General features: G+C 60.7%; 26 protein-coding genes. 20 read left to right on the forward strand and 6 right to left on the reverse strand.

Annotated features, from left to right (window positions below; genetic code table 11):
- The first annotated feature begins 64 nt into the window (after positions 1–64).
- From ACKJSM_RS18710 to purT, 5 genes are all read left to right on the forward strand, one after another.
- Positions 65–664: a CoA pyrophosphatase gene (locus ACKJSM_RS18710; RefSeq protein WP_236178261.1), complete on the forward strand. Its 600-nt coding sequence runs from the start codon at positions 65–67 to the stop codon at positions 662–664.
- Between the two features lie 47 nt (positions 665–711).
- Positions 712–1,236 carry a gamma carbonic anhydrase family protein gene (locus ACKJSM_RS18715; protein ID WP_236178262.1) on the forward strand — a complete coding sequence of 175 codons (525 nt, stop codon included), beginning with the start codon at positions 712–714 and terminating at the stop codon, positions 1,234–1,236.
- Entirely contained in the window at positions 1,233–1,448 is a 216-nt protein-coding gene (locus ACKJSM_RS18720) for a DUF1289 domain-containing protein (protein ID WP_236178263.1), read from the forward strand. The genes ACKJSM_RS18715 and ACKJSM_RS18720 overlap by 4 nt, the downstream gene beginning before the upstream one ends.
- A gap of 64 nt (positions 1,449–1,512) precedes the next feature.
- Positions 1,513–1,980, forward strand: coding sequence for a preQ0 transporter (locus ACKJSM_RS18725; protein WP_410238526.1), 468 nt, complete (start codon positions 1,513–1,515; stop codon positions 1,978–1,980).
- Positions 1,981–2,080: 100 nt separating this feature from the next.
- Complete coding sequence (gene purT, locus ACKJSM_RS18730) at positions 2,081–3,262, forward strand: formate-dependent phosphoribosylglycinamide formyltransferase (protein ID WP_039769540.1); 1,182 nt, start codon at positions 2,081–2,083, stop codon at positions 3,260–3,262.
- 46 nt (positions 3,263–3,308) lie between these two features.
- Here purT and ACKJSM_RS18735 read toward each other — a convergent pair whose 3' ends face one another.
- From ACKJSM_RS18735 to ACKJSM_RS18745, 3 genes are all read right to left on the reverse strand, one after another.
- Positions 3,309–4,625 (reverse strand): MFS transporter, encoded by a 1,317-nt coding sequence (locus ACKJSM_RS18735; protein ID WP_339485682.1) that lies wholly within the window; start codon positions 4,623–4,625, stop codon positions 3,309–3,311.
- Between the two features lie 235 nt (positions 4,626–4,860).
- Entirely contained in the window at positions 4,861–6,102 is a 1,242-nt protein-coding gene (locus ACKJSM_RS18740; protein WP_410238527.1) for a transporter associated domain-containing protein, read from the reverse strand.
- A 12-nt stretch (positions 6,103–6,114) separates the two neighbouring features.
- Positions 6,115–6,927: an inner membrane protein YpjD gene (locus ACKJSM_RS18745; RefSeq protein WP_007954625.1), complete on the reverse strand. Its 813-nt coding sequence runs from the start codon at positions 6,925–6,927 to the stop codon at positions 6,115–6,117.
- 209 nt (positions 6,928–7,136) lie between these two features.
- Here ACKJSM_RS18745 and ffh point away from each other — a divergent pair, with 209 nt between their 5' ends.
- The 6 genes from ffh (at position 7,137) to ACKJSM_RS18775 (ending at position 11,213) form a co-directional block, all read left to right on the forward strand.
- On the forward strand, positions 7,137–8,513 hold the full coding sequence (gene ffh / locus ACKJSM_RS18750; RefSeq protein WP_236178268.1) for a signal recognition particle protein: 1,377 nt from the start codon (positions 7,137–7,139) through the stop codon (positions 8,511–8,513).
- A gap of 250 nt (positions 8,514–8,763) precedes the next feature.
- Entirely contained in the window at positions 8,764–9,015 is a 252-nt protein-coding gene (rpsP, locus tag ACKJSM_RS18755) for a 30S ribosomal protein S16 (protein WP_003185073.1), read from the forward strand.
- Between the two features lie 5 nt (positions 9,016–9,020).
- Positions 9,021–9,557, forward strand: coding sequence for a ribosome maturation factor RimM (gene rimM, locus ACKJSM_RS18760; protein WP_011332613.1), 537 nt, complete (start codon positions 9,021–9,023; stop codon positions 9,555–9,557).
- A 3-nt stretch (positions 9,558–9,560) separates the two neighbouring features.
- Positions 9,561–10,313 (forward strand): tRNA (guanosine(37)-N1)-methyltransferase TrmD, encoded by a 753-nt coding sequence (gene trmD / locus ACKJSM_RS18765; protein ID WP_003221981.1) that lies wholly within the window; start codon positions 9,561–9,563, stop codon positions 10,311–10,313.
- 45 nt (positions 10,314–10,358) lie between these two features.
- Positions 10,359–10,709: a 50S ribosomal protein L19 gene (gene rplS / locus ACKJSM_RS18770; RefSeq protein ID WP_003175895.1), complete on the forward strand. Its 351-nt coding sequence runs from the start codon at positions 10,359–10,361 to the stop codon at positions 10,707–10,709.
- Positions 10,710–10,799: 90 nt separating this feature from the next.
- Entirely contained in the window at positions 10,800–11,213 is a 414-nt protein-coding gene (locus ACKJSM_RS18775) for an acyl-CoA thioesterase (protein WP_011332614.1), read from the forward strand.
- A 109-nt stretch (positions 11,214–11,322) separates the two neighbouring features.
- Here ACKJSM_RS18775 and ACKJSM_RS18780 read toward each other — a convergent pair whose 3' ends face one another.
- Entirely contained in the window at positions 11,323–13,134 is a 1,812-nt protein-coding gene (locus ACKJSM_RS18780; protein ID WP_410238528.1) for a cation:proton antiporter, read from the reverse strand.
- A 107-nt stretch (positions 13,135–13,241) separates the two neighbouring features.
- Between ACKJSM_RS18780 and xerD the strand changes: the two genes are divergently transcribed.
- The 7 genes from xerD (at position 13,242) to ACKJSM_RS18815 (ending at position 20,388) form a co-directional block, all read left to right on the forward strand.
- The gene (gene xerD / locus ACKJSM_RS18785) at positions 13,242–14,138 is read left to right on the forward strand and encodes a site-specific tyrosine recombinase XerD (protein WP_339485673.1); all 897 of its coding nucleotides are present in this window, start codon (positions 13,242–13,244) and stop codon (positions 14,136–14,138) included.
- A 143-nt stretch (positions 14,139–14,281) separates the two neighbouring features.
- Complete coding sequence (dsbC, locus tag ACKJSM_RS18790; protein WP_236178272.1) at positions 14,282–15,013, forward strand: bifunctional protein-disulfide isomerase/oxidoreductase DsbC; 732 nt, start codon at positions 14,282–14,284, stop codon at positions 15,011–15,013.
- A gap of 132 nt (positions 15,014–15,145) precedes the next feature.
- On the forward strand, positions 15,146–16,450 hold the full coding sequence (locus ACKJSM_RS18795) for a homoserine dehydrogenase (protein WP_236178273.1): 1,305 nt from the start codon (positions 15,146–15,148) through the stop codon (positions 16,448–16,450).
- A gap of 66 nt (positions 16,451–16,516) precedes the next feature.
- A complete protein-coding gene (thrC, locus tag ACKJSM_RS18800) occupies positions 16,517–17,926 on the forward strand; it encodes a threonine synthase (RefSeq protein ID WP_410238529.1) in 1,410 nt (469 codons plus the stop codon).
- Positions 17,927–18,045: 119 nt separating this feature from the next.
- Positions 18,046–19,416, forward strand: coding sequence for a transporter substrate-binding domain-containing protein (locus ACKJSM_RS18805; RefSeq protein ID WP_236178420.1), 1,371 nt, complete (start codon positions 18,046–18,048; stop codon positions 19,414–19,416).
- Positions 19,417–19,534: 118 nt separating this feature from the next.
- Entirely contained in the window at positions 19,535–19,942 is a 408-nt protein-coding gene (locus tag ACKJSM_RS18810; RefSeq protein WP_339485668.1) for a DNA-binding protein, read from the forward strand.
- A gap of 164 nt (positions 19,943–20,106) precedes the next feature.
- Positions 20,107–20,388, forward strand: a complete 282-nt coding sequence (locus ACKJSM_RS18815; RefSeq protein ID WP_410238530.1) for a DUF3509 domain-containing protein — start codon at positions 20,107–20,109, stop codon at positions 20,386–20,388.
- Positions 20,389–20,562: 174 nt separating this feature from the next.
- Here ACKJSM_RS18815 and ACKJSM_RS18820 read toward each other — a convergent pair whose 3' ends face one another.
- Together ACKJSM_RS18820 and ACKJSM_RS18825 are read right to left on the reverse strand one after the other, a co-directional pair.
- Positions 20,563–21,543, reverse strand: a complete 981-nt coding sequence (locus tag ACKJSM_RS18820) for a TIGR02285 family protein (RefSeq protein WP_236178276.1) — start codon at positions 21,541–21,543, stop codon at positions 20,563–20,565.
- Positions 21,470–22,669: a CaiB/BaiF CoA transferase family protein gene (locus ACKJSM_RS18825; RefSeq protein ID WP_236178277.1), complete on the reverse strand. Its 1,200-nt coding sequence runs from the start codon at positions 22,667–22,669 to the stop codon at positions 21,470–21,472. The genes ACKJSM_RS18820 and ACKJSM_RS18825 overlap by 74 nt, the downstream gene beginning before the upstream one ends.
- Before the next feature lie 146 nt (positions 22,670–22,815).
- Between ACKJSM_RS18825 and ACKJSM_RS18830 the strand changes: the two genes are divergently transcribed.
- Both ACKJSM_RS18830 and recJ read left to right on the forward strand, forming a co-directional pair.
- Entirely contained in the window at positions 22,816–23,358 is a 543-nt protein-coding gene (locus ACKJSM_RS18830) for a YaeQ family protein (RefSeq protein ID WP_064593644.1), read from the forward strand.
- A gap of 54 nt (positions 23,359–23,412) precedes the next feature.
- Positions 23,413–25,122 carry a single-stranded-DNA-specific exonuclease RecJ gene (recJ, locus tag ACKJSM_RS18835; RefSeq protein ID WP_339485661.1) on the forward strand — a complete coding sequence of 570 codons (1,710 nt, stop codon included), beginning with the start codon at positions 23,413–23,415 and terminating at the stop codon, positions 25,120–25,122.
- Positions 25,123–25,201: the final 79 nt, after the last annotated feature.

Consider the following 25,201-nt stretch of genomic DNA (forward strand, 5'->3'; position numbering starts at 1 on the left):
GGGGGCTTGGGCGGTCGCAATGATTGGTGCATGATGCAGGGCAAGGCACCGATCGAGAACACTTATGCTGGACGAGCTACTGCACCGGGTAAGCAATCACACGCCGCGTACGCTGGAGACCGACACGCGTTTCCCCGAGGCCGCTGTCCTGGTGCCGATTACTCGCAGTGACGAACCCGAACTTGTCCTTACCCTGCGCGCCAGCGGGCTCTCGACCCACGGCGGCGAAGTCGCCTTCCCCGGTGGACGACGGGATCCGGAAGACCCGGACCTGGTGTTTACCGCCCTGCGCGAAGCCGAAGAGGAAATCGGCCTGCCGCCGGGACTGGTCGAAGTGATCGGCCCGCTCAGTCCGCTGATTTCCCTGCATGGCATCAAGGTCACGCCGTATGTCGGGGTGATTCCCGATTTTGTCGAATACCAGGCCAATGATGCCGAGATCGCTGCGGTGTTCAGTGTGCCGCTGGAGTTCTTCCGCAAGGATCCGCGCGAACACACCCATCGCATCGACTATCAGGGTCGCAGTTGGTACGTGCCGAGCTATCGTTACGGCGAATACAAGATCTGGGGGCTGACGGCGATCATGATCGTCGAGTTGATCAACCTGCTCTATGACGCCAAAATCAGCCTTCATGAGCCGCCGAAAAGCTTTATCAGTACCTGAAGCCATCGCTCGAATGGCCAGCCATCGTGAGCCCTGAGGAAATCAAGATGAAATACCGCCTGGGCGACGCCCGTGTCGAAACCCATCCGCAGAGCTGGGTCGCCCCCAACGCTGTGCTGGTGGGCAAGGTCAGACTGGAGGAGGGCGCCAACGTCTGGTTCAACGCCGTGTTGCGCGGCGACAACGAATTGATCCTGATCGGCAAGAACAGCAATGTGCAGGACGGCACGGTGATGCACACCGACATGGGCTATCCGCTGACCATTGGCACCGGCGTGACCATCGGCCACAACGCCATGCTCCACGGCTGCACGGTCGGCGACTACAGCCTGATCGGCATCAACGCGGTCATCCTCAACGGCGCAAAGATCGGCAAGAACTGCATCATCGGCGCCAATTCGCTGATCGGCGAAGGCAAGGAAATTCCTGACGGTTCGCTGGTGATGGGCTCGCCGGGCAAGGTGGTGCGTGAACTGACCGAGCCGCAGAAGAAAATGCTCGAAGCCAGTGCCGCGCACTATGTGCATAACGCCCAGCGCTATGCGCGCGATCTGATCGAGCAGGAAGAATGACAGCCCCCGAAAGACCCGTCGCCTCGCCGTGTGTGAGCATTTGCGCGCTGGATGAAGACGACATTTGCACCGGTTGCCAGCGCACGGTCGAGGAGATCACTCGCTGGAGCCGCATGACCAATGATGAACGCCGGGTTGTGCTAGGCCTGTGTCATGAGCGGGCGAAAGCCAGTGGCCTGGTCTGGATGATCGGCAAAACGCCAGGGCAATAGCCGATTTGATTGGCGTCATCGAAGGGCTGAAGTAACCTGTGCGCCAAATTGACAGGTCACGCCCATGATTTTCCTCATCGCTTACATCAGCAGCGTCGTGCTGATCAACTTCGCCTTCTCCACCGCGCCGCACCTGGACATCATCTGGTCGGCCTGGGGCGGGCTGGTGTTCGTGCTGCGTGACATGGTGCAGACCCGTTTCGGTCATGGCGCGATCGTGGCGATGCTGGCGGCGCTGGTGCTGTCCTATGTCACGTCAGATCCGTCGATTGCGCTGGCCAGCGCCACGGCGTTCGCGGTCTCCGAGTGCATCGACTGGCTGGTGTTCACCCTCACCAGGCGCCCGTTGCGCGATCGGTTGTGGATCAGTTCGGCGCTGAGTATCCCCCTCGATACCTTCATCTTCTTCGGCATGATCGACCTGCTGACGCCGCCGGTGCTTATAACTGCGCTGGCCTCGAAGTTCGCCGGCGTCACTGCGGTCTGGATGATCATGGCCTGGCGCGAACGCAAACAGGCTGTCGCCGGCTGAAGCCAAACCCTCAGGTTCATGTAAAATGCCGCGCTTTCTCCCCATGGAAAGCGCGTCTGGCGTTGCTTTCCTCGATGATCCGCTTCTTTGAGGACCTGAGATGACCCGTATCGGAACTCCATTGTCGCCGACCGCGACCCGCGTATTGCTGTGTGGCTGTGGTGAGTTGGGCAAGGAAGTGGTGATCGAACTGCAACGCCTGGGCGTTGAAGTGATCGCCGTTGATCGCTACGCCAATGCGCCGGCCATGCAGGTTGCCCATCGCAGCCACGTGATCAATATGCTAGATGGCGCCGCCCTGCGGGCCGTGATCGAAGCCGAGAAGCCGCACTTCATCGTGCCGGAAATCGAAGCCATCGCCACCGCCACGCTGGTCGAACTGGAAGCCGAAGGCTTCACCGTGATCCCGACCGCTCGCGCCGCTCAACTGACCATGAACCGCGAAGGCATCCGTCGTCTGGCTGCCGAAGAGCTGGACCTGCCGACCTCGCCGTATCACTTCGCCGACACCTTCGAGGACTACAGCAAGGCTGTTCAGGACCTCGGCTTCCCGTGTGTCGTCAAACCGGTGATGAGTTCGTCGGGCAAAGGCCAGAGCCTGCTGCGCAGCGCCGATGACGTGCAGAAAGCCTGGGACTACGCCCAAGAGGGCGGTCGTGCCGGCAAAGGTCGGGTGATCATTGAAGGCTTCATCGATTTCGATTATGAGATCACTCTGCTGACCGTGCGCCATGTTGGCGGCACTACCTTCTGTGCGCCGGTCGGCCACCGTCAGGAGAAGGGCGACTATCAGGAATCCTGGCAGCCACAGGCCATGAGCCCGGTGGCGCTGGCCGAATCCGAGCGTGTTGCCAAAGCGGTGACCGAAGCGTTGGGCGGTCGTGGCCTGTTCGGTGTCGAGCTGTTCATCAAAGGCGATCAGGTGTGGTTCAGCGAAGTGTCGCCTCGCCCGCACGATACCGGTCTGGTGACGCTGATTTCCCAGGATCTTTCGCAGTTCGCGCTGCACGCCCGAGCCATCCTCGGATTGCCGGTGCCGCTGATCCGCCAGTTCGGTCCATCGGCTTCGGCGGTGATTCTGGTGGAAGGCCAGTCGACCCAGACTGCTTTCGCCAACCTCGGTGCTGCACTGAGCGAACCGGATACCGCGCTGCGTCTGTTCGGCAAGCCTGAAGTCAACGGCCAGCGCCGCATGGGCGTGGCACTGGCCCGCGACGAGTCGATTGAAGCGGCTCGCGCCAAGGCGACCCGTGCTTCCCAGGCTGTTGTTGTAGAGCTGTAATCCCGCCATCTGATCGCTCCCGCCTATGCGGGAGCGATCAGGGCCCTTACGACACCTGATTCAAATCGTTATTGCGCGTCTCCTTCAGGCACAGCACAGCGATCAAGCTGAGCACCGCCGCCCCCGACACATACCCGCCGACGTAACTCAAACCACCCATCGCCACCAGTTTCTGCGCGAAGAACGGCGCCGCCGAGGCCCCGACAATCCCGCCGAGGTTGTAGGCTGCCGATGCGCCGGTATACCGCACGTGTGTCGGGAACAGTTCCGGCAGCAGAGCGCCCATCGGGGCGAATGTCACGCCCATCAGAAACAGTTCGATGCACAGGAAGAGCGCTACGCCCCAGGTCGATCCCTGTGTCAGCAACGGCTCCATCAGAAATCCGGAAAGAATCGCCAGCACACCGCCGACGATCAGCACCGGCTTGCGTCCGTAACGGTCACTGGCCCACGCCGACAGCGGCGTCGCGGCCGCCATGAACAGCACCGCGAAACACAGCAGTCCGAGGAAAGTCTCGCGGCTGTAACCCAGTGTGGATACGCCATAGCTCAGGGAAAACACGGTCGAGATGTAAAACAGCGCGTAGCACACCACCATGGCGGCGGCGCCCAGCAGCGTCGGTGCCCAGTATTGGCTGAACAGCTCGACCAGCGGCACTTTCACCCGCTCCTGGCGGGCGATGGCGTTGGCGAACACCGGGGTCTCGTGAAGCTTGAGACGCACATACAAGCCGACCATCACCAGCACCGCACTGAGCAGGAACGGAATCCGCCAGCCCCAGCTGCGGAATTGATCGTCGCTCAGGCTCATGGCCAAAGTCAGGAACAGACCGTTGGCGGCCAGAAAGCCAATCGACGGGCCAAGTTGCGGGAACATGCCGAACCACGCCCGTTTGCCTTTCGGGGCGTTTTCGGTCGCCAGCAGCGCCGCGCCACCCCATTCGCCACCCAATCCCAGACCCTGGCCGAAGCGCAGCACGCAGAGCAGGATCGGCGCCCACGCCCCGATGCTGTCATAGCCCGGCAGCACGCCAATCAGTGTGGTGCAGACCCCCATCAGCAGCAGCGAAGCCACCAGCGTCGATTTGCGCCCGATCCGGTCGCCGAAGTGGCCAAACAGCGCCGAGCCCAACGGTCGGGCGAGGAAGGCGATACCGAAGGTCAGGAATGCCGAGAGCATCTGCGCCGTGCCGGAGGTCTGCGGGAAAAATACCGGCCCGATCACCAGCGCAGCGGCGGTGGCATAAACGTAGAAATCGTAGAACTCGATGGCCGTGCCGATGAAGCTCGCCGTGGCCACGCGGGTGGCGGAGTTGGTCGGTTGGGCAGGCGTGGTGTCGCTGTAAGCGGTACTGGTCGTCATGCGGTGATCCCTGACAGTCATGAGCTCCGTTGGAGCGAATTATTATGGTCGAACACCCAGGGATGTGGGATGAGGCGCGATCGCTGCTTCAGGTAGGAACAGTCGTCGGTGTGATGCGGATATTGCCGATGAACCGGCCGGAACCAGTCGGGTGCAGGGTAAGCACGCAGTTCGGCGGGGCTTGGGTAAGCTCCGCGATTATAGGAAGGTGGCTAACGATTGAACAAGGGGCTTTCTAGCGGGCAGCGGCCAGTGCCGGGGCCAAGGAGGTGTGCCAGATCAGGACCTTGCTCACCCGGTTCTCTTCGGTTTCGAGAATCTCCAGCCGATAGCGGCCGATCTTCAGGCAGACCGCGCTTTCCGGGATGGTTTCCAGCGCTTCGGTCACCAGGCCATTGAGGGTCCGGGGGCCGTCGCTGGGCAGGTGCCAGCCCAGGCATTTGTTCAGTTCGCGGATCGACGCCGCGCCATCGATCACCATCCGGCCATCGGCTTGCGGGTGGATGTGCGGGTTGTCGAGGCTGTGCTCGCTTTCGAATTCGCCGACGATTTCTTCGAGAATGTCTTCCAGGGTGACGATCCCCAGCACCTCGCCATATTCGTCCACCACCATGCCCAGACGCCGCTGCTGCTTGTGGAAGTTCAGCAGTTGCAGTTGCAGCGGGGTGCTTTCAGGGACGAAATACGGCTCGTAACTGGCCGCCAGCAGCGCTTCGCGGGTCAGGCTGCCGTTGTCGAGCAGGTGACGAATCTGCCGGGTATTGAGCACCGCTTCGACCTGATTGATATCGCTGTGGAACACCGGCAGGCGAGTGCGCCGGTTCTTGCGCAATTGTTCGGTGATTTCTTCGATCGGATCGTCGAGGTTGATGCCGTCGACATCGCTGCGTGGCACCAGAATGTCGTTGACCGTGATGTTGTCCAGCGCATGGATGCCTGAAACCGGATGCGGGCGCACCGGATGCTCCGGGTCGTCATGACGCTCCGCCGGCATATCGTCTTCGCTCTGTTGCACCACCTGGGCCTTGCGGATGAACGGTCGCATCAGTAATCCACTGACGCGGCTGAGCAGCCAGGCAAACGGGTAAACGACCTTCAGCGGTACGGCCAGCAGCGTATTGCCGAACGACAACACCGCATCCGGATACCGCTGGGCGAGGGCGCGGGGGAAATAGTCGGCAAAAACCAGCAGCAGGACGCCGGCGCCGAGGCAAGCCGCCCAGGGGCCGTTTTCTTCACAGAGAAAGATTGCCAGCAGCGTGGCCAGAATGACGGCGAGGGCGCGGCACAGGGTATTGCAGAGGATCAGGCTGTCGAGCGAGAAGCTGAGTTTCGCCAGGGGCTTGTCGCTGGCGCGGGATGCGGTGCGTTGCGCCAGCAGGTGCTGTTGCGCCGCTTCGACGGCGGTAAACAGCCCAGACCAGAGAATCAGCAGGACAAATACCGCGAGCATCGGCCCTATGGGCAAACCGTCCATTTATGCCGCCCGTCAGATGTGCAGGATGTATTCACGAACCAGTTTGCTGCCGAAATACGCGAGCATCAGCAGGCAGAAACCGGCGAGGGTCCAGCGGATTGCCTTGTGGCCGCGCCAGCCAAGGCGGTTACGCCCCCACAGCAGGACGCTGAACACGATCCAGGCCAGGCAGGCCAACAGGGTTTTATGCACCAGGTGCTGGGCAAACAGGTTCTCGACGAACAGCCAGCCGGAGATCAGCGACAGCGACAGCAGCGTCCAGCCGGCCCAGAGGAAACCGAACAGCAGGCTTTCCATGGTTTGCAGTGGCGGGAAGTTCTTGATCAGTCCGGACGGATGCTTGTGCTTGAGCTGGTGATCCTGCACCAGCAGCAACAAGGCCTGGAACACCGCGATGGTGAACATGCCGTAGGCGAGGATCGACAGCAGGATGTGCGCGAGAATGCCCGGTTCTTCATCGATGACCTGCACCGTGCCGGTCGGTGCGAACTGCGCCAGCAGCACTGTGATCGCACCCAGCGGGAACAACAGCACCAGCAGGTTTTCCACCGGGATCCGCGAGCAGGCCAGCAGGGTCAGGGCGATGACGGCCGCAGCAATCAGGCTTGAGGCGCTGAAGAAGTCCAGGCCCAGGCCGATCGGCGTCAATAAATGGGTGAGCAGGCTGGCACTGTGGGCCAGCACGGCGAGGACGCCGAGCGAGACCAGCAGGCGCTTGTTGGCCTTGGCGCCAGTGGCCAGGCGGGTGCCCTGATAGAGGGTCGCAGCGGCGTAGAGAAGGGCGGCGGCGAGGGTGGTCAGCAAACTCGGTGACAAGGGGAGCATAAATCCTGTTAGGCAAGCCCGAAAGGGGCTGAGTTTGGCATAGAACCGCCGTTGCACGAAAGACCGGCAAGCTGACAGCGAGGTGTCCGCCAGCTGCAGTCTTCGCTATAATCCGCGACCTGCCCACGCCGCAGGCTCGCCGAGCACATGTTGATTCCGGTCTGGGCCGCCATTATCCCGGTCTACACAGGGCCTGAAAGGATCGCGCAATGTTTGAAAACTTAACCGACCGTCTCTCGCAGACGCTGCGCCATGTCACCGGCAAGGCGAAGCTGACCGAGGACAACATCAAAGATACCCTGCGCGAAGTGCGCATGGCGTTGCTCGAAGCCGACGTCGCCCTGCCGGTGGTCAAGGACTTCGTCAATTCGGTCAGGGAACGCGCTGTCGGCACCGAGGTGTCGCGCAGCCTGACCCCGGGTCAGGCGTTCGTGAAGATCGTTCAGGCCGAACTCGAAAGCCTGATGGGTGCGGCCAACGAAGATTTGAACCTGAGCGCCGTGCCGCCCGCCGTCATTTTGATGGCCGGTCTGCAGGGTGCCGGTAAAACCACCACCGCCGGCAAACTCGCGCGCTTCCTTAAAGAGCGCAAGAAGAAGTCGGTCATGGTCGTGTCGGCGGACATCTACCGTCCGGCGGCGATCAAGCAGCTGGAAACCCTGGCCAACGACATTGGCGTGACGTTCTTCCCGTCCGACCTGAGCCAGAAGCCGGTCGACATCGCCAACGCGGCTATTAAAGAAGCCAAACTGAAATTCATCGACGTGGTCATCGTCGACACCGCCGGTCGTCTGCACATCGACGAAGAGATGATGGGCGAGATCAAGGCGCTGCACGCCGCGATCAACCCGGTCGAAACCCTGTTCGTGGTCGACGCCATGACCGGTCAGGACGCGGCCAATACGGCCAAGGCCTTCGGTGATGCGCTGCCGCTGACCGGCGTGATCCTGACCAAGGTCGACGGTGATGCCCGTGGTGGTGCCGCGCTGTCCGTTCGCGCGATCACCGGCAAGCCGATCAAGTTCATCGGTATGGGCGAGAAGAGCGAAGCGCTCGATCCGTTCCACCCCGAGCGGATTGCTTCGCGGATCCTCGGCATGGGCGACGTGCTCAGCCTGATCGAACAGGCTGAAGCGACCCTCGACAAGGAAAAGGCCGACAAACTGGCCAAGAAGCTGAAGAAGGGCAAGGGCTTCGACCTCGAAGACTTCCGCGATCAGCTGCAACAAATGAAGAACATGGGCGGCCTTGGCGGGCTCATGGACAAACTGCCGAGCATCGGCGGCGTCAATCTCTCGCAAATGGGTAACGCCCAGAACGCCGCAGAGAAGCAGTTCAAACAGATGGAAGCCATCATCAACTCCATGACCCCGGCCGAGCGCCGCGACCCTGAGCTGATCAGCGGTTCGCGCAAACGCCGGATCGCCATGGGTTCCGGCACCCAGGTGCAGGACATCGGTCGCTTGATCAAGCAGCACAAGCAGATGCAGAAAATGATGAAGAAATTCTCCGCCAAGGGCGGAATGGCGAAAATGATGCGCGGCATGGGCGGAATGTTGCCCGGCGGCGGCATGCCGAAAATGTAAAGAATCCGCGCCGGTCGTCGCACCGGCGCAGACCCCGCAAGGAAGCGGGATCAACAGCAAACCCGCACTCGGCGGGAGCTGACCGGCCGTTTTCATCGACGGCTCTATCGCAAATCTGCACGGCCTGCCACAGGCGCCGGAAAAAGTCATTTGCAAAAGTCCGGATATTCCTTAGAATATGCGGCCTTTCGGGCACCCATGCCCGCTGTGCATTTAGATTTGCAGCACCGACTACAGGAACGATGTTCACATGCTAACAATCCGTCTTGCCCTTGGCGGCTCCAAAAAGCGCCCGTTTTACCACCTGACCGTAACCGACTCCCGCAACCCGCGTGACGGTTCCCACAAAGAACAGGTTGGCTTCTTCAACCCTGTTGCCCGTGGTCAGGAAATCCGTCTGTCCGTGAACCAAGAGCGCGTTGCCTACTGGCTGAGCGTTGGTGCACAGCCTTCTGAGCGTGTTGCTCAGTTGCTGAAGGAATCTGCCAAGGCTGCAGCCTGAGCAGTATGAGCGCGACGCCAGAAAAAGCTGATGACCTGATCGTTGTCGGCAAGATTTTTTCGGTTCACGGCGTTCGCGGCGAGGTGAAGGTCTTTTCCTTTACCGATCCGATTGAAAACCTGTTGGGCTATCGCAACTGGACGCTTCGGCGCGAAGGCGTGGTGAAACAGGTCGAGCTGGTCAGCGGCCGATCCACTCAAAAGGATCTGGTTGTCAAGCTCAAAGGCCTCGACGATCGCGATGAAGCCCGTCTTCTGAGCGGTTACGAGATTTGCATCCCGCGAAGCCTTTTGCCCGACCTGACTGCCGACGAGTACTACTGGTACCAGTTGGAAGGTCTGAGCGTCATCAACCAGGACGAACAATTGTTCGGCAAGGTTGATCACCTGTTGGAGACCGGCGCGAACGATGTATTGGTGGTCAAGCCCTGCGTTGGCAGCCTGGATGATCGCGAGCGGTTGTTGCCCTATACGGAGCAATGCGTGCTGGCAATCGACCTGGAAGCAGGCGTGATGAGGGTGGAATGGGACGCGGACTTCTAAGCAATGGCCAGCCTGCGCGTAGACGTCATTACGCTGTTCCCCGAGATGTTCTCGGCCATCAGTGAGTACGGCATTACCAGTCGTGCGGTCAAACAGGGGCTCTTGCAGCTGACCTGTTGGAATCCGCGGGATTACACGACGGATCGGCATCACACTGTGGACGATCGCCCGTTTGGCGGTGGTCCGGGCATGGTGATGAAGATCAAACCCCTGGAAGATGCTCTGGTTCAGGCCAAGGCAGCAGCCGGGGAGGCGGCGAAGGTGATTTACCTGTCCCCCCAAGGCCGTCAACTGACTCAGTCGGCGGTACGCGAACTGGCGAAATCGGATGCATTGATCCTGATTGCCGGTCGCTATGAAGGCATTGACGAGCGTTTTATTGAGGCTCATGTCGATGAAGAGTGGTCGATTGGTGACTATGTGTTGTCTGGCGGCGAGCTGCCGGCCATGGTCATGATCGATGCGGTTACACGACTGCTGCCCGGAGCTTTAGGGCATGCGGATTCCGCTGAGGAAGATTCCTTTACGGATGGTCTGCTGGATTGCCCGCACTACACCCGACCTGAGGTGTATGCGGATCAGCGTGTTCCCGACGTGTTGCTGAGTGGCAATCACGCGCATATCCGGCGTTGGCGTTTACAGCAGTCCCTTGGTAGGACCTATGAACGACGCGCCGATCTTCTGGAAAGCCGCTCGCTTTCTGGAGAAGAGAAGAAGCTGCTCGAGGAATACATCCGCGAGCGGGACGATAGTTAACAACGTATCGATGGTAGATCAGACGATTTACCTTAGGAGCACAGCATGACCAACAAAATCATCCTTGCACTCGAAGCAGAGCAGATGACCAAAGAAATCCCTACCTTTGCCCCGGGCGACACCATCGTCGTTCAGGTGAAAGTGAAGGAAGGCGATCGTTCCCGTCTGCAAGCGTTCGAAGGCGTTGTCATCGCCAAGCGTAACCGCGGCGTGAACAGTGCGTTCACCGTTCGTAAAATCTCCAACGGTGTTGGCGTAGAACGTACTTTCCAGACCTACTCCCCGCAGATCGACAGCATGGCTGTTAAACGTCGCGGTGACGTACGCAAAGCCAAGCTGTACTACCTGCGCGACCTGTCGGGTAAAGCAGCTCGCATCAAGGAAAAACTGGCTTAAGTCCAGCTTCCGATGCAGAAAAAAGCAGCCTACGGGCTGCTTTTTTGTTGCCCGCAATTTATCCACAGCATTCCGTTTCAGGCCTGACCCATGACCCCTCGCGAGCAAGAAATCGAACGCCGCACCGAGCTCTCGGTGACCCGCGTGACCAAGGCGGTATTCCCGCCGACCACCAACCACCACAACACGCTCTTCGGCGGCACTGCGCTGGCCTGGATGGACGAAGTGTCGTTCATCACCGCCACGCGGTTTTGCCGTTTGCCGTTGGTGACGGTGTCGACCGATCGCATCGACTTCAATCACGCGATCCCGGCAGGCTCCATCGTCGAACTGGTCGGGCGAGTGATTAAGGTCGGCAACACCAGTCTCAAGGTCGAGGTGGAGGTGTTCGTTGAAAGCATGAGCTGCGACGGCCGTGAGAAAGCCATTCACGGGCAGTTCAGCTTTGTTGCGATCGATGATGACAAGCGTCCGGTGCCCGTGCTGCCGGGTTTTGCTGCTTGACCTGAAATCGCATCGCGGCTATCGCTGGCAAGCCAGCTCCGACAGTGTCTGTGTCGAGCATGAAGATTGTGCACGACATGAAACCTGTGGGGCTTGCCCGCGATTCCATTTATTCGGCGGCGCTGGGCTCAGGCTGAATCAGCGCCAGCAACGTCCACCCCGGTCCCGGCTTCAACACGGTTTCCGGCGAGACCACATGCACCCAGCCACTGTCGTCGCGCATGAACAGCAGCGTCGCGCGGTTGCCATGCAGCGCACGGTAATCGTCCCAGCCAAACCCGTCCGTGAGCGTCGTGCTGTACAGATCGGCACCCTGACTCAGTTGGCTGGCGAATCTGGCGTAAGTCAGCGCCTCGCTCCCCAATTGATTGCCGCGATGTTCGAGGCTGGCGCGGTGTTTGTCGCTGCGACGGCTTTCCTGACCGCTGGCCAGTCCGAACAGGCGTTGATGACCAAAGTCATGTCGAAAGCGCATGGCGGCCAGCGTGTTGAGTTCGCCCGACGGTGACAGCGCCAGCAAATGCCCCAGTCCGACCAGGTCCAGGTGCGCATCGGCATGCTGCGAGGCCGGATTGCCGAAGTAAGTCGGCAAGCCATCCATGCGCGCGAGCCGGATATTTTCCCAGCTTGAATCCGTCAGCAGCACGCGGCTGCCCAGCTGTTGCAGCGCCTTGCCAAGCAGGCGCGCCGGCCCGTTCGCCCCGACGATCAGGAAACCGCTGGGTGCAGGCTCCGCAACCTTCAAGAGGCGCGCCAGTGGTCGGGCAGTCGCACTTTGCAGCACGACGGTGCCGATGATCACCGCGAAAGTGAGCGGCACCAGTAACAGCGCGCCTTCATGGCCCGCTGCATCCAGGCGAATCGCAAAGATCGCCGAAACCGCCGCCGCGACGATCCCGCGCGGGGCAATCCAGCATAACAATGCACGTTCACGCCAACTCAAGCTGGAACCCGCAGTACTCAGCACCACGTTCAGCGGTCGGGCGATCAGCTGAATCACCAGCAGCAGAATCAGTACCAGCGGCCCGAGACCGATCAGCGCGTCAAGATCCAGTCGCGCCGCCAGCAGGATGAACAGCCCGGAAATCAGCAGTACGCTGAGGTTTTCCTTGAAGTGCAGGATGTGCCGCACATCCACCCCCTTCATGTTCGCCAGCCACATACCCATCAGCGTCACCGCCAGCAGACCGGATTCGTGCACGGCCTGGTTGGCGGCGATGAATATCCCCAGCACCGCGGCCAGCGACGCGAGGTTGTGCAGGTATTCCGGCAGCCACTGACGACGGATGATCGTGCCCAGCAGCCAGCCGCCGGCCACACCGAACAGACTTCCGCACAGAATCACTCCGCCGAAGGTCAGCAGGCTTTGCTTGAGACCGTGGCCCTCGGCGCTGGCGATGATGAAGCTGTAGACCACCACCGCGAGCAACGCGCCGATCGGGTCGATCACAATCCCTTCCCAGCGCAGGATGTTGGCGATCGAAGCCTTCGGCCGCACCACGCGCAGCATCGGCACGATCACGGTCGGCCCGGTGACCAGGGTCAGGCTGCCGAACAGGATGGCGAGCAGCCAGTCGAAGCCCAGCAGCCAGTGGGTCGCGACTGCAATCACAACCCAGGTCGAGAGTGCGCCGACTGTGACCAGCCGATGCACGACGCTGCCGATCTCGCGCCATTCCGACAGGTGCAGGGTCAGGCTGCCTTCAAACAGAATCAGTGCCACCGCCAGCGACACCAATGGCATCAACAGCGGGCCGAACATTTCCTGCGGATCGAGCCAGCCCAGCACAGGGCCCGCCAGAATGCCGGTCAGCAGCAGAAACAGAATCGCCGGCAGCTTCAGGCGCCAGGCGAGCCATTGGCAGCCCAGCGCAGCAGCGCCGATACCGCCGAAAGCCAACAGAATTTGCTGCTCGTTCATTGAGGCTCCCTGTTCCTTGAAATAGCGGGCTATGAAAGACTAGCGGCCTTTTCAACCGTTCACTCTTTATTTGCGCGCAGTGCCAAACCTGCGTGTCTTGAGCGCCCATGCCTGCCATCGACCACCCACTCATCGACCAGTTTCTCGACGCCCTCTGGCTGGAGAAAGGTCTCTCCGACAACACTCGCAACGCCTACCGCAGTGATCTCGCGCTGTTCAACGGCTGGTTGCAGGAGAAAGGTCTCGAACTGATCAATGCCGGTCGCGAACTGATCCTCGATCACCTGGCCTGGCGTCTGGAACAGAACTACAAACCGCGCTCTACCGCGCGATTTCTCTCCGGCGTACGTGGTTTTTATCGCTACCTGCTGCGGGAAAAACTGATTTCGGTTGATCCGACTTTGCGTGTTGATATGCCCCAGCTCGGTCGGCCGTTGCCCAAATCCCTGTCGGAAGCCGACGTTGAAGCGCTGCTCAAGGCGCCGGATCTGAGCGAAGCCATCGGCCAGCGCGACCGCGCCATGCTCGAAGTGCTTTATGCCTGTGGGCTGCGTGTCACCGAGCTGATCAGCCTGACCCTGGAGCAGGTCAACCTGCGTCAGGGTGTGTTGAGGGTGATGGGCAAGGGCAGCAAGGAACGGCTGGTACCGATGGGGGAGGAAGCGATTGTCTGGGTCGAGCGCTACCTGCGCGACGGTCGCAGCGAGTTGCTGGGCGGGCGTCCCAGCGATGTGTTGTTTCCCAGTCAGCGCGGCGAGCAGATGACTCGCCAGACCTTCTGGCACCGTATCAAACATCAGGCCAAGGTCGCCGGGATCGGCAAGTCGCTGTCGCCGCACACCTTGCGTCACGCGTTTGCCACACACCTGCTCAACCATGGCGCCGACTTGCGGGTAGTGCAGATGCTGTTGGGCCACAGCGACCTGTCGACCACGCAGATCTACACTCACGTCGCCCGGGCGCGTTTGCAGGATCTGCATGCCAAGCATCACCCGCGCGGCTGAGCGCATTCTGTCTTGCGACAGGCGCATTCGGCCACGCCAGCCTTATGTGGTAGGCTTTGCCGGTTTGCACGATGGGCGGTTATGACCCGGTGTTCCGGCACGGGCGTTCTGATCGTTCCATTTGTCCGCCTTCAGGAGTTCTCATGCGTCTGACCCAGATTTTCGCCGCCGCAGCCATTGCGTTGGTCAGCACCTTTGCCGTCGCCGATGACGCGGCCGACAAAGCGATTCGCCAAAGCCTGGAAAACCTCCAGCTCGACGTGCCGGTGGACACCATCACCGCCAGCCCGCTGCCGGGCCTGTACGAAGTCAAGCTCAAGGGCAGCCGCGTGCTCTACGCCAGCGCCGACGGCCAGTACATCGTTCAGGGCTACATGTTCCAGCTCAAGGATGGCAAACCGGTCAACCTGACCGAGAAGACCGAGCGCCTGGGCATTTCCAAACTGATCAATGCGATCCCGGTGGCCGAGACCGTGGTTTACCCGGCCGTGGGCGAAACCAAGTCGCACATCACCGTGTTCACCGACACCACCTGCCCGTATTGCCACAAGCTGCACGCCGAAGTGCCCGAGCTGAACAAGCGCGGCATCGAAGTGCGCTACGTGGCGTTCCCGCGCCAAGGCCTGGGCTCGCCGGGTGACGAACAGCTGCAAGCCGTGTGGTGCTCCAAGGACAAGAAAGCCGCCATGGACAAAATGGTCGATGGCAAGGAAATCAAGGCCGCCAAGTGCGATAACCCGGTTTCCAAACAGTTCGCCCTCGGTCAGTCGATCGGCGTGAACGGCACACCGGCCATCGTTTTGGCCGACGGACAAGTCATTCCGGGCTACCAGCCTGCGCCACAAGTCGCCAAACTGGCGCTGGGCGCGAAGTAATTCGCATCGTCACGTTCAGGCGTTGACGAGCGTGGTCCGGCGGCTGGATTGCCGGGCCATCAACAGAGAGCCGCGAACCTGCGGTTGTTTTCACGGCCGGCCTCGTGTCGGCCGTTTTATGGGGAGTTCACAGTGAAACCGGTCAAAGTAGGCATCTGTGGGTTAGGGACCGTCGGTGGCGGAACCTTCAACGTACTTCAGCGCAACGCCGAGGAAATTGCTCGTCGTGCCGGGCGTGGAATCGAAGTGGCACAAATTGCCATGCGCACGCCAAAGCCTCAGTTCCAGACGACCGGTATTGCGATTACCAACGATGTCTTCGAAGTGGCCACGAACCCTGAGATCGACATCGTCATAGAGCTGATGGGCGGCTACACCGTTGCCCGCGAGCTGGTACTCAAGGCCATCGAGAATGGCAAGCATGTGGTCACCGCGAACAAGGCTCTGATTGCCGTTCACGGTAATGAAATCTTCGCCAAGGCACGCGAGAAAGGCGTGATCGTGGCATTCGAAGCGGCGGTAGCCGGCGGCATTCCGGTGATCAAGGCGATCCGTGAAGGCCTGTCCGCCAACCGTATCAACTGGGTCGCCGGGATCATCAACGGCACCGGTAACTTCATCCTCACCGAAATGCGCGAGAAGGGTCGCACCTTCGAAGACGTGCTGGCCGAGGCCCAAGCACTGGGCTATGCCGAAGCCGATCCGACCTTCGACGTCGAAGGCATCGATGCCGCGCACAAGCTGACCATCCTGGCATCGATCGCATTCGGTATTCCGCTGCAGTTCGACAAGGCTTACACCGAAGGCATCACCCAGCTGACCACCGCCGACGTGAACTACGCCGAAGCGCTGGGCTACCGCATCAAGCACCTGGGCGTGGCACGCAGCACCGCCGCCGGTATCGAGCTGCGCGTACATCCGACGCTGATCCCGGCCGATCGTCTGATCGCCAACGTCAACGGCGTGATGAACGCGGTGATGGTCAACGGCGACGCGGCTGGTTCGACTCTGTTCTACGGTGCCGGCGCCGGCATGGAGCCAACCGCTTCGTCGGTCATCGCGGATCTGGTGGATGTGGTTCGCGCCATGACCTCCGATCCGGAAAATCGCGTGCCGCACCTGGCCTTCCAGCCGGACTCGCTGTCGGCCCACCCGATCCTGCCGATCGAAGCCTGCGAAAGCGCCTACTACCTGCGCATTCAGGCCAAGGATCATCCGGGCGTACTCGCTCAGGTGGCGAGCATCCTCTCGGAGCGCGGCATCAACATCGAGTCGATCATGCAGAAGGAAGTCGAGGAGCACGACGGCCTGGTGCCGATGATCCTGCTGACCCACCGTGTGCTGGAACAGCACATCAACGATGCGATCGCCGCCCTTGAAGCGCTGGCGGGCGTGGTCGGTCCGGTTGTGCGGATCCGTGTCGAGCACTTGAACTAAGCCGATCTCCTTCACCGGTCCCGCCAGTGGGGCCGGTGTCGTGAACACTGTCCATTGGAGTCAGTCATGCGTTACATCAGTACCCGCGGCCAGGCACCGGCCCTGAATTTCGAAGACGTCCTGCTGGCCGGTCTCGCGACCGACGGCGGTCTGTATGTCCCGGAAAACCTGCCACGCTTCACCCAGGAAGAGATCGCTTCCTGGGCCGGCCTGCCGTATCACGAGCTGGCCTTCCGCGTCATGCGCCCGTTCGTCACCGGCAGCATTCCGGATGCCGATTTCAAAAAGATTCTTGAAGAAACCTACGGTGTGTTCGCCCACAACGCCGTTGCGCCGCTGCGTCAGCTGAACGGCAACGAATGGGTGCTGGAGCTGTTTCACGGCCCAACCCTGGCGTTCAAGGACTTCGCCCTGCAACTGCTCGGCCGTTTGCTCGACTACGTGCTGGAAAAGCGCGGCGAGCGCGTGGTGATCGTCGGCGCCACCTCCGGTGACACCGGTTCGGCGGCCATCGAAGGCTGCAAGCATTGTGAAAACGTCGACATCTTCATCCTGCACCCGCACAACCGTGTGTCAGAGGTTCAGCGTCGGCAGATGACCACCATCCTCGGTGAGAACATCCACAACATCGCCATCGAAGGCAACTTCGATGACTGCCAGGAAATGGTCAAGGCCAGCTTCGCCGACCAGAGTTTCCTCAAGGGCACCCGTCTGGTTGCAGTGAACTCGATCAACTGGGCGCGGATCATGGCCCAGATCGTTTACTACTTCCACGCGGCCCTGCAATTGGGTGGTCCGGCGCGTTCGGTGTCGTTCTCGGTGCCGACCGGCAACTTCGGCGACATCTTCGCCGGCTACCTGGCGCGCAACATGGGCCTGCCGATCAATCAGTTGATCGTCGCCACCAACCGCAACGACATCCTGCACCGCTTCATGAGCGGCAACCAGTACGTCAAGGAAACCCTGCACGCCACGCTGTCGCCGTCGATGGACATCATGGTGTCTTCGAACTTCGAACGCCTGCTGTTCGACCTGCACGGTCGCAATGGCGCGGTAATTGCCGGGCTGATGGACTCGTTCAAACAGGGCGGCGGCTTCAGCGTCGAACAGGAACGCTGGACCGAAGCGCGCAAACTGTTCGACTCGCTGGCCGTGGACGATGCGCAAACCTGCGAAACCATCGCCGAGGTCTTTGAACAGACCGGTGAAGTGCTGGATCCGCACACCGCCATCGGCGTCAAAGCTGCACGCGAATGCCGTCGCAGCCTGGATATCCCGATGGTGATTCTGGGTACGGCGCATCCGGTCAAGTTCCCGGACGCGGTGGAGAAAGCCGGCGTAGGAAAAGCTCTCGAACTACCTGCACATCTTTCTGATTTGTTTGAGAGAGAAGAGCGCTGCACCGTTCTGCCAAACGAGCTGAAAGCCGTGCAGGCCTTTGTCAGTCAGCATGGCAACCGCGGCAAGCCTCTTTAAGCCCGCAAAGCTGTCACATTTTGAAGCCCGTCTCCTGACGGGCTTTCTTGTTTTTGCATGCCACACTGCGCGCGTTTCGCCCACGAAGGACGGGCGAGTCGATGACGAAGGATGTGGCAATGCGGTTTTTTTCAGGATTGAGAGCAGCTCTGTGCTGGTTGTTTTTATTGGGGGGCTTCGAAGTGTCGCCGTTGACCGAAGCCGCCCATCTGGCGAAGCATTCCGAAGAGGGGAGGAGCGTTCAGCCCATCGAGCTGGATGAAAATGAGCGTCAGTGGATTCGGGACAATCCCCGGGTGACGGTCGCATCGGTGCAATACCCGTTGTATCTGTTTCAGGACGAACATGGTCAGTGGAGCGGCTTGAACAACGATGTGCTCACGCACATCAGCGCCATGACCGGCTTGCAGTTCGTCCATCAGGAGTCGTTTTCCACCGATCACATGCTGGAGCGGCTCCAGAGTGGCGTGGCCGACATCAGCACGACGTTGGCAATGAATGACGAGCGCAAGGCATTCCTGGACTTCAGTCACGCGTTCGGCGGTGCCGGCTGGGTATTCGTCGGGCATTCGGGCGAGCCGGCGATACAGTCGCTCGAAACGCTGGCCAGCCGGGTGTTGGTTCTGCCGGCCAGGCATGCGCTGGAGGACAGTATTCGACGCGACTACCCCTCGATCCAGATCCGCTCGGTCAAGACCTATGCCGAGGCTCGGGCGCTGGTCGAGAGTGGGGAGGCCTACGCCACTATCGAAAACGAGATCGGCGCTCAGCTGTTTCCCTCCGGCCTGCTCAAGGTCGGTGGTCTCGTGGAGGGCAAGTGGGAGGCCGATCATCTGGCGGTACGCAAAGGCCTGCCCGAGCTTGTGAGCATCCTCAACAAGGCGCTGGGCGCTTTCTCGGCGGCCGAACTGCGTGCCATGCGCCTGAAATGGCTGGATGGCATTTCTCCTGCTCCGGAACCCTCGATCAGCTCGCTCCTGATCAAGTGGGGGTGCTGGGCGATGGGCGGGCTCGGCGTGTTCGGGCTATTGCCCTTGCTGTGGAACCGTCGATTGGCGGCCGAAGTCAAACAGCGGCGTGCGGCCGAAAAGGATCTGGGTGATCAACTGGCCTTTCAACATGCTCTGATCGATGCGATGCCCGACCCCGTATTCGTTCGCGATCTGCAGGGGCGGTTGATCATGTGCAACCGCAGTTATGAAGATGCACTGTCGGTTCGGCTGGAGCAGGTCCAGGGCCGGATGCTGTTCGAGATCGATGCGCTTCCACAGGCCACGGCATTGATGCTGCATGAGGAATTCATGGCGCAGCTGGGCACTCGTAAAACACGTTTCAGCAAACGGCAGTTGGTGTTCAAGAGCGGTCCCCGTCAGATCTATCAGTGGACAGTGCCGTTTTACAGTGCCGATGGAAAACTGCGTGGCCTGCTTGGAGGGTGGACGGACATCACCGAGCGGCGGAAGGAGAGTGGGTGTCAATGTCTGCATTGAAGATGGGAAAAGTCCTATAAACCGCGATTCCTTTTCTGATGGGAGGCTTAGGACGACTGCCCTAGAGTGACAGACCACTGCGGCGTGAATCCGCGATTGTCGCTCCAGAGGTCGTCCCATGCGCTCGCTCAAGATTCTGATTCTAGAACCCAATCCGTTCCAGCTGATGGCGTTGCACCAGATGCTCAACGCCATCGGTATCTACGATGTTCTGACCGCACCGTCGCTGGGCTCGGCAAAGCGCTCACTGGAACGTCGCGGAGCCGTCGACATTACCCTGTGCAATCCACAATTGCAGAACGGTGACGGGTTGGCGCTGATCCGGCATCTGGCCGACCGACAGCAAGCGCGGGCGATGATTCTGTTGGGGGCCGTGGCACCCAGCCTGCTGGACGATCTGGAAACCTTGCTGGGCGCTCACCGGATCACCTTGCTGGGCCGGCTGCACACGCCGGTCTCGGCGGTGTTGATGAGGGCGCTGCTGGATGCCTACATGACCCTCCCCAGGCATTCCGTCGACGCCTGAGCCGCCACGGTTGTTTTTCTGTCATCTTCCCCATGCATGCTCCGATAGCCGGTGACGCTCCGGGAGAGGCCGGCGACAAGCAGAACTTTCCTCTCGGGCCGGTGGTCATTTACTGTGAACACGCCCCAGACACTGTGTTTTCGGACTATTGAGTGGAGATCGAGATGGAAAGTATCAGTCTATTGCTCGGTGAGGCTCTGAGCCCGTATCAGGTGACGTTGACCCCTCGTGGTCGCCATGGCGAATGCCTGGTGACCTTGAAGAATGGCAGCGGCGCGATCGTGGTGGAGCGCGAATTCAATCAGGCGCAATTGAGCGACAAGCGCCAGCTGACGGATGTGGTTGACGGCCTGCACCGTGACATCCTGATTGCCGAAGGCCGGCTGGAACCCTGTGTGATCGCCGCGTTGCGAAACGCAGCGCTCGATAAGTACCCGGCCCTTTGAGACTGATTTTTCATTTGTGGGAACCTTCCTGCACCTGGATCAGTCAGACCCCGTAACAGCAGGATCAAGCATTGTGCTCCTGTGCTTGTCGCTTGCTGCTACGGGTCTTTGATACAGACCACGTTTAACCCTGAGTCGTCTCCCCACTTCTCGGGGTTTCTTTTTGCCCGGATTTCACTGCGTGGCTTGTTGCTGAAAGAAAATTCGCGCCTGTTCCAGATAATCCGGACGCCTCTCGGGGTCGAGCCAGTCGGCATAGAGCTGGTTCAGATGGTCGTGGGGCAGGGTGCGCAACAGCTGATTGATCTCAGTGATCGCCTGTCGACCCGCCGTGGTATCGGTGCAGCCGACATGACCCGACAGGTACCTGCCCGTGCCGCGAATCGGGAAGAACAGCAACTCCTCCTCGGCGATCTCGGCCTGCTGCGCCTGATAACGGATTTCCGGCCAGTAACCCAGCACCACCTGTAAACGCCCCAGGCGCTGCATCGACAGCAGGCTGCTGAGCGCATCGTTGCCGTAATGCGGCGTCAGCGCGCCGCTCGGTGCCTGATGCAGCAATGTATCGATGTACTCGCCGTAACTGCGTTCTGCGACCACGCCGACTTTTCGCTCGCCGTTGGCCAGATAGGCCGACAGGTCGACTTCGCCCTCGATCAGAAACGGCTCCAGCACCTCGCGATCTCTCCGACGTACCACCAGACCATTGCTGACCGCACGAAACGCGGGGATGGAGAACGCGATCCATTGCGCCCGTTCCTTGTTCCGGATCAGCGACGGATCGCAGGCGAACGGATGTTCATGCAACATTTGATTGCCGCGGGCGCGATTGACCCGCATCAGGGTGTGTTCGTATTGCGGCATGCCGGCAATCAGCATCGGCATCAATTGATCGATTACGCCCTGGCCCTTTTTCGGGCCTTCGAAGATCGTCAGCGGCGGCAGGTCGCGCAGCAGCCAGATCAACGTCGGTTTGGCCTGCACCCACGCTGGCACTACCAGCAGGAATAACAGGCCAAACAACCGCCAGGTCCACCAATGGTGGGCGCGGTTCGAGGCCGAGGGCGGCAGGCGCTTCAGCTCAGATGGCTCCGTCTTCGCGCAACCGGGCGATCTGCTTCTCGTCGTAGCCAAGATCGTGGAGTACCTGCGCATTGTGTTCACCGAGCTGCGGTCCGACCCATTCGGACGTGCCGGGTGTCTCAGAGAGTTTCGGCACAATGCCCGGCATCTTGAAGGGCTTGCCGTCCGGCAGCTTGGCGTGGAGGAACATTTCCCGGGCCAGATACTGCGGATCGTTGAACATGTCTTCGGCGCTGAAGATCCGGCTGGCCGGCACTTCGGCCTGATTCAGCAGATCCAGCACGGTTTGCAGCGGCAGCGAATTGACCCAGCGGTCGATCACGCCGTACAACTCGTCGCGGCGGCTGTCGCGCCCGTCATTGCTGGCCAGTGTCGGATCGTTCGCCAGATCTTCGCGGCCGATGATCAGCATGAAGCGCTTGAAGATCGCATCGCCATTGGCGCCGATCTGCACATGTTTGCCGTCGGCGCTGGTATGGATCGACGACGGCGTGATGCCCGGCATGATGTTGCCGGTGCGCTCACGAATGAAGCCGAACACATCGAACTCCGGCACCATGCTTTCCATCATGGCGAAGATCGCTTCGTAGAGCGCCACATCAACCACTTGACCGACGCCACCGTTGACCTCGCGATGACGCAGGGCCATCAATGCGCCAATCACGCCCCACAGGGCGGCAATCGAGTCGCCGATGGAAATCCCGGTGCGTACCGGCGGGCGGTCTTCGAAACCGGTGATGTAGCGCAGGCCGCCCATGGATTCGCCGACCGCACCGAAACCTGGTTGATCCTTCATCGGCCCGGTCTGGCCGAAACCGGACAGGCGCACCATTACCAGTTTCGGGTTCAGTGCGTGCAGGGTTTCCCAGCTCAGGCCGAGTTTTTCCAGGACGCCGGGGCGAAAGTTCTCGATCAGGATGTCGGCTTCACCCAGCAGTTTTTTCAGGATCGCCAGGCCATCGGGGTGTTTCAGGTTCAGCGTCAGGGACTTTTTGTTGCGTGCCTGGACGAACCACCACAGTGATGTGCCTTCGTACAACTTGCGCCATTTGCGCAACGGATCACCGCCGTCCGGCGACTCGATCTTGATCACTTCGGCGCCGAACTCGCCGCAAATGCGCGAGGCAAACGGCCCGGCAATCAAAGTACCCAATTCAATGACTTTCAGACCGCTGAGCGGTTTGTTGGCGAACGGCATGCGAGATCCTGTAGGACAAGGCTGAGCAGATACAGCGTTTTAACATAGCCGGCTGTCAGTCGCGCAAGGTTGATCGCCATCAATTCGTGGATTGCCAACAGCATCGGTTAGACTTGCCGACTTTCCTCGTATCAAGAAGCCCGTTCATGGCCCAGCCGTCCACTACCTACAAATTTGAACTGAACCTCACCGACCTCGACCGCAGCGTCTACGAGAACGTGAAGCAGACCATCGCCCGCCACCCTTCGGAAACCGAAGAACGCATGACCGTGCGTCTGCTGGCCTACGCGCTCTGGTACAACGAGCAACTGTCGTTCGGTCGTGGTCTGTCGGACGTGGATGAACCTGCTTTGTGGGAAAAGAGCCTGGATGATCGTGTCCTGCACTGGATTGAAGTCGGCCAGCCGGACGCCGATCGCCTGACCTGGTGCTCGCGCCGCACCGAACGCACCAGCCTGCTGGCCTACGGCAGCCTGCGCGTCTGGGAAGGCAAAGTGATTCCGGCGATCAAAAACCTGAAGAACGTCAACATTGCCGCTGTCCCGCAGGAGGTGCTCGAAACCCTGGCCAAGGACATGCCTCGCGTCATCAAGTGGGACGTGATGATCAGCGAAGGCACGATCTTCGTCACCGACGACCGTGGCCAGCACGAAGTCCAGCTCAGCTGGCTGCAAGGCGAGCGCGGTTAAGTCCGCGTTACTCCCGAAAAATCCCACGTATTCAAGAGAAGCTCCTGTCACCCCATGCGTATCGATCCTCGCCCGTTGCCCGCCACTCTGCCGTTTCTCGGTGACCTGCCACCCCTGCTGACCCGCCTGTACGCGGCGCGGGGCGTGCAGTCCGAGGCGGAGCTGGACAAGAGCCTGGCGCGGCTGATTCCGTTCCAGCAGCTCAAAGGGATCGATGCGGCGGTTGACCTGCTGGTGACAGCGCTGGAGCAGCGTCAGCGGATCCTGATCGTTGGTGACTTCGATGCCGACGGCGCGACGGCCAGCACCGTGGGCGTGCTCGGTTTGCGCCTGCTGGGCGCGGCGCACGTCGATTATCTGGTGCCCAACCGCTTCGAATACGGCTACGGCCTGACCCCGGAGATCGTCGAAGTCGCGATGACCCGCGAGCCGCAACTGTTGATCACCGTCGACAACGGTATTTCCAGCGTTGAAGGCGTTGCGGCAGCGAAGCGTCACGGTTTGAAGGTCTTGATCACCGATCACCACTTGCCCGGCGATGAACTGCCGCAGGCCGATGCGCTGGTCAATCCGAACCAGCCTGGTTGCGCGTTTCCGAGCAAGGCGCTGGCCGGGGTCGGGGTGATCTTCTATGTGTTGATGGCCTTGCGCGCACGCCTGCGCAGCCTCGGCTGGTACGAGAGCAAGCCGCAGCCGAACATCGGCGAACTGCTGGATCTGGTGGCGCTGGGCAGCGTTGCCGACGTAGTGCCGCTGGATGCCAACAACCGGATTCTGGTGCACCAGGGCCTGGAGCGGATTCGCGCCGGGCGGGCGCGGCCGGGGATCAAGGCGATCCTGGAGGTGGCCAAGCGTGAAGCCTCGCGTATTACCTCAACCGACCTCGGTTTCATCGTCGGCCCGCGCCTGAACGCGGCGGGGCGTCTGGATGACATGAGCCTGGGCATCGAGTGCCTGCTGACCCACGACGCTGCGCTGGCCCGGGAAATGGCCGCGCAACTGGACGGCATGAATCAGGATCGAAAATCCATCGAGCAGGGCATGCAGCGTGAAGCGTTGGCTCAGCTCAAGGACTTGCCGGTCGATTCGATGCCGTTCGGTCTTTGCCTGTTCGACCCGGAATGGCACCAGGGTGTCATCGGTATTCTGGCGTCGCGAATGAAGGAGCGTTATTTCCGCCCGACCATCGCCTTCGCCGATGCCGGTGACGGTTTGCTCAAGGGCTCAGGGCGTTCGGTGCAGGGTTTTCATATTCGCGATGCATTGAGCGTGGTGGCAGCGCAGCATCCGGACCTGATCACGAAGTACGGCGGCCACGCGATGGCCGCAGGGCTGACCTTGCCGCAGGAGCATTTTCCGTTGTTCGCCGAGGCCTTCGACGCCGAAGTGCGCAGGCAGCTTCGTGAAGAAGACCTGACCGGGCGCCTGTTGTCGGATGGCACACTGGCGGTCGAGGAGTTTCATCTGGAACTGGCTCGGGCCCTGCGTCACGCCGGGCCGTGGGGCCAGCATTTCCCCGAGCCGCTGTTCCACGGCGTGTTCCAGTTGGTCGAGCAGCGGGTGGTCGGGGAGCGGCACCTGAAAGTGGTGCTGAAGACTGAATGCGGCTCGGTGAAGCTCGATGGCATTGCCTTCGGTATTGATCGCGATATCTGGCCGAACCCGACGATCAAATGGGTCGAACTGGCGTACAAACTCGACCTCAACGAGTTTCGCGGCAATGAAACCGTGCAACTGATGATCGCCCACATCGAACCGCGTTGACCCCTTCGCGAGCTTGCTCGCGAACGCGGACTCACACACACAGAATCACTCTGAACCCTCCCTCATCCCCGGATGTCGA

Source organism: Pseudomonas sp. PHC1 (assembly GCF_046487845.1).
GTDB classification, from domain to species: Bacteria; Pseudomonadota; Gammaproteobacteria; order Pseudomonadales; family Pseudomonadaceae; genus Aquipseudomonas; species Aquipseudomonas sputi.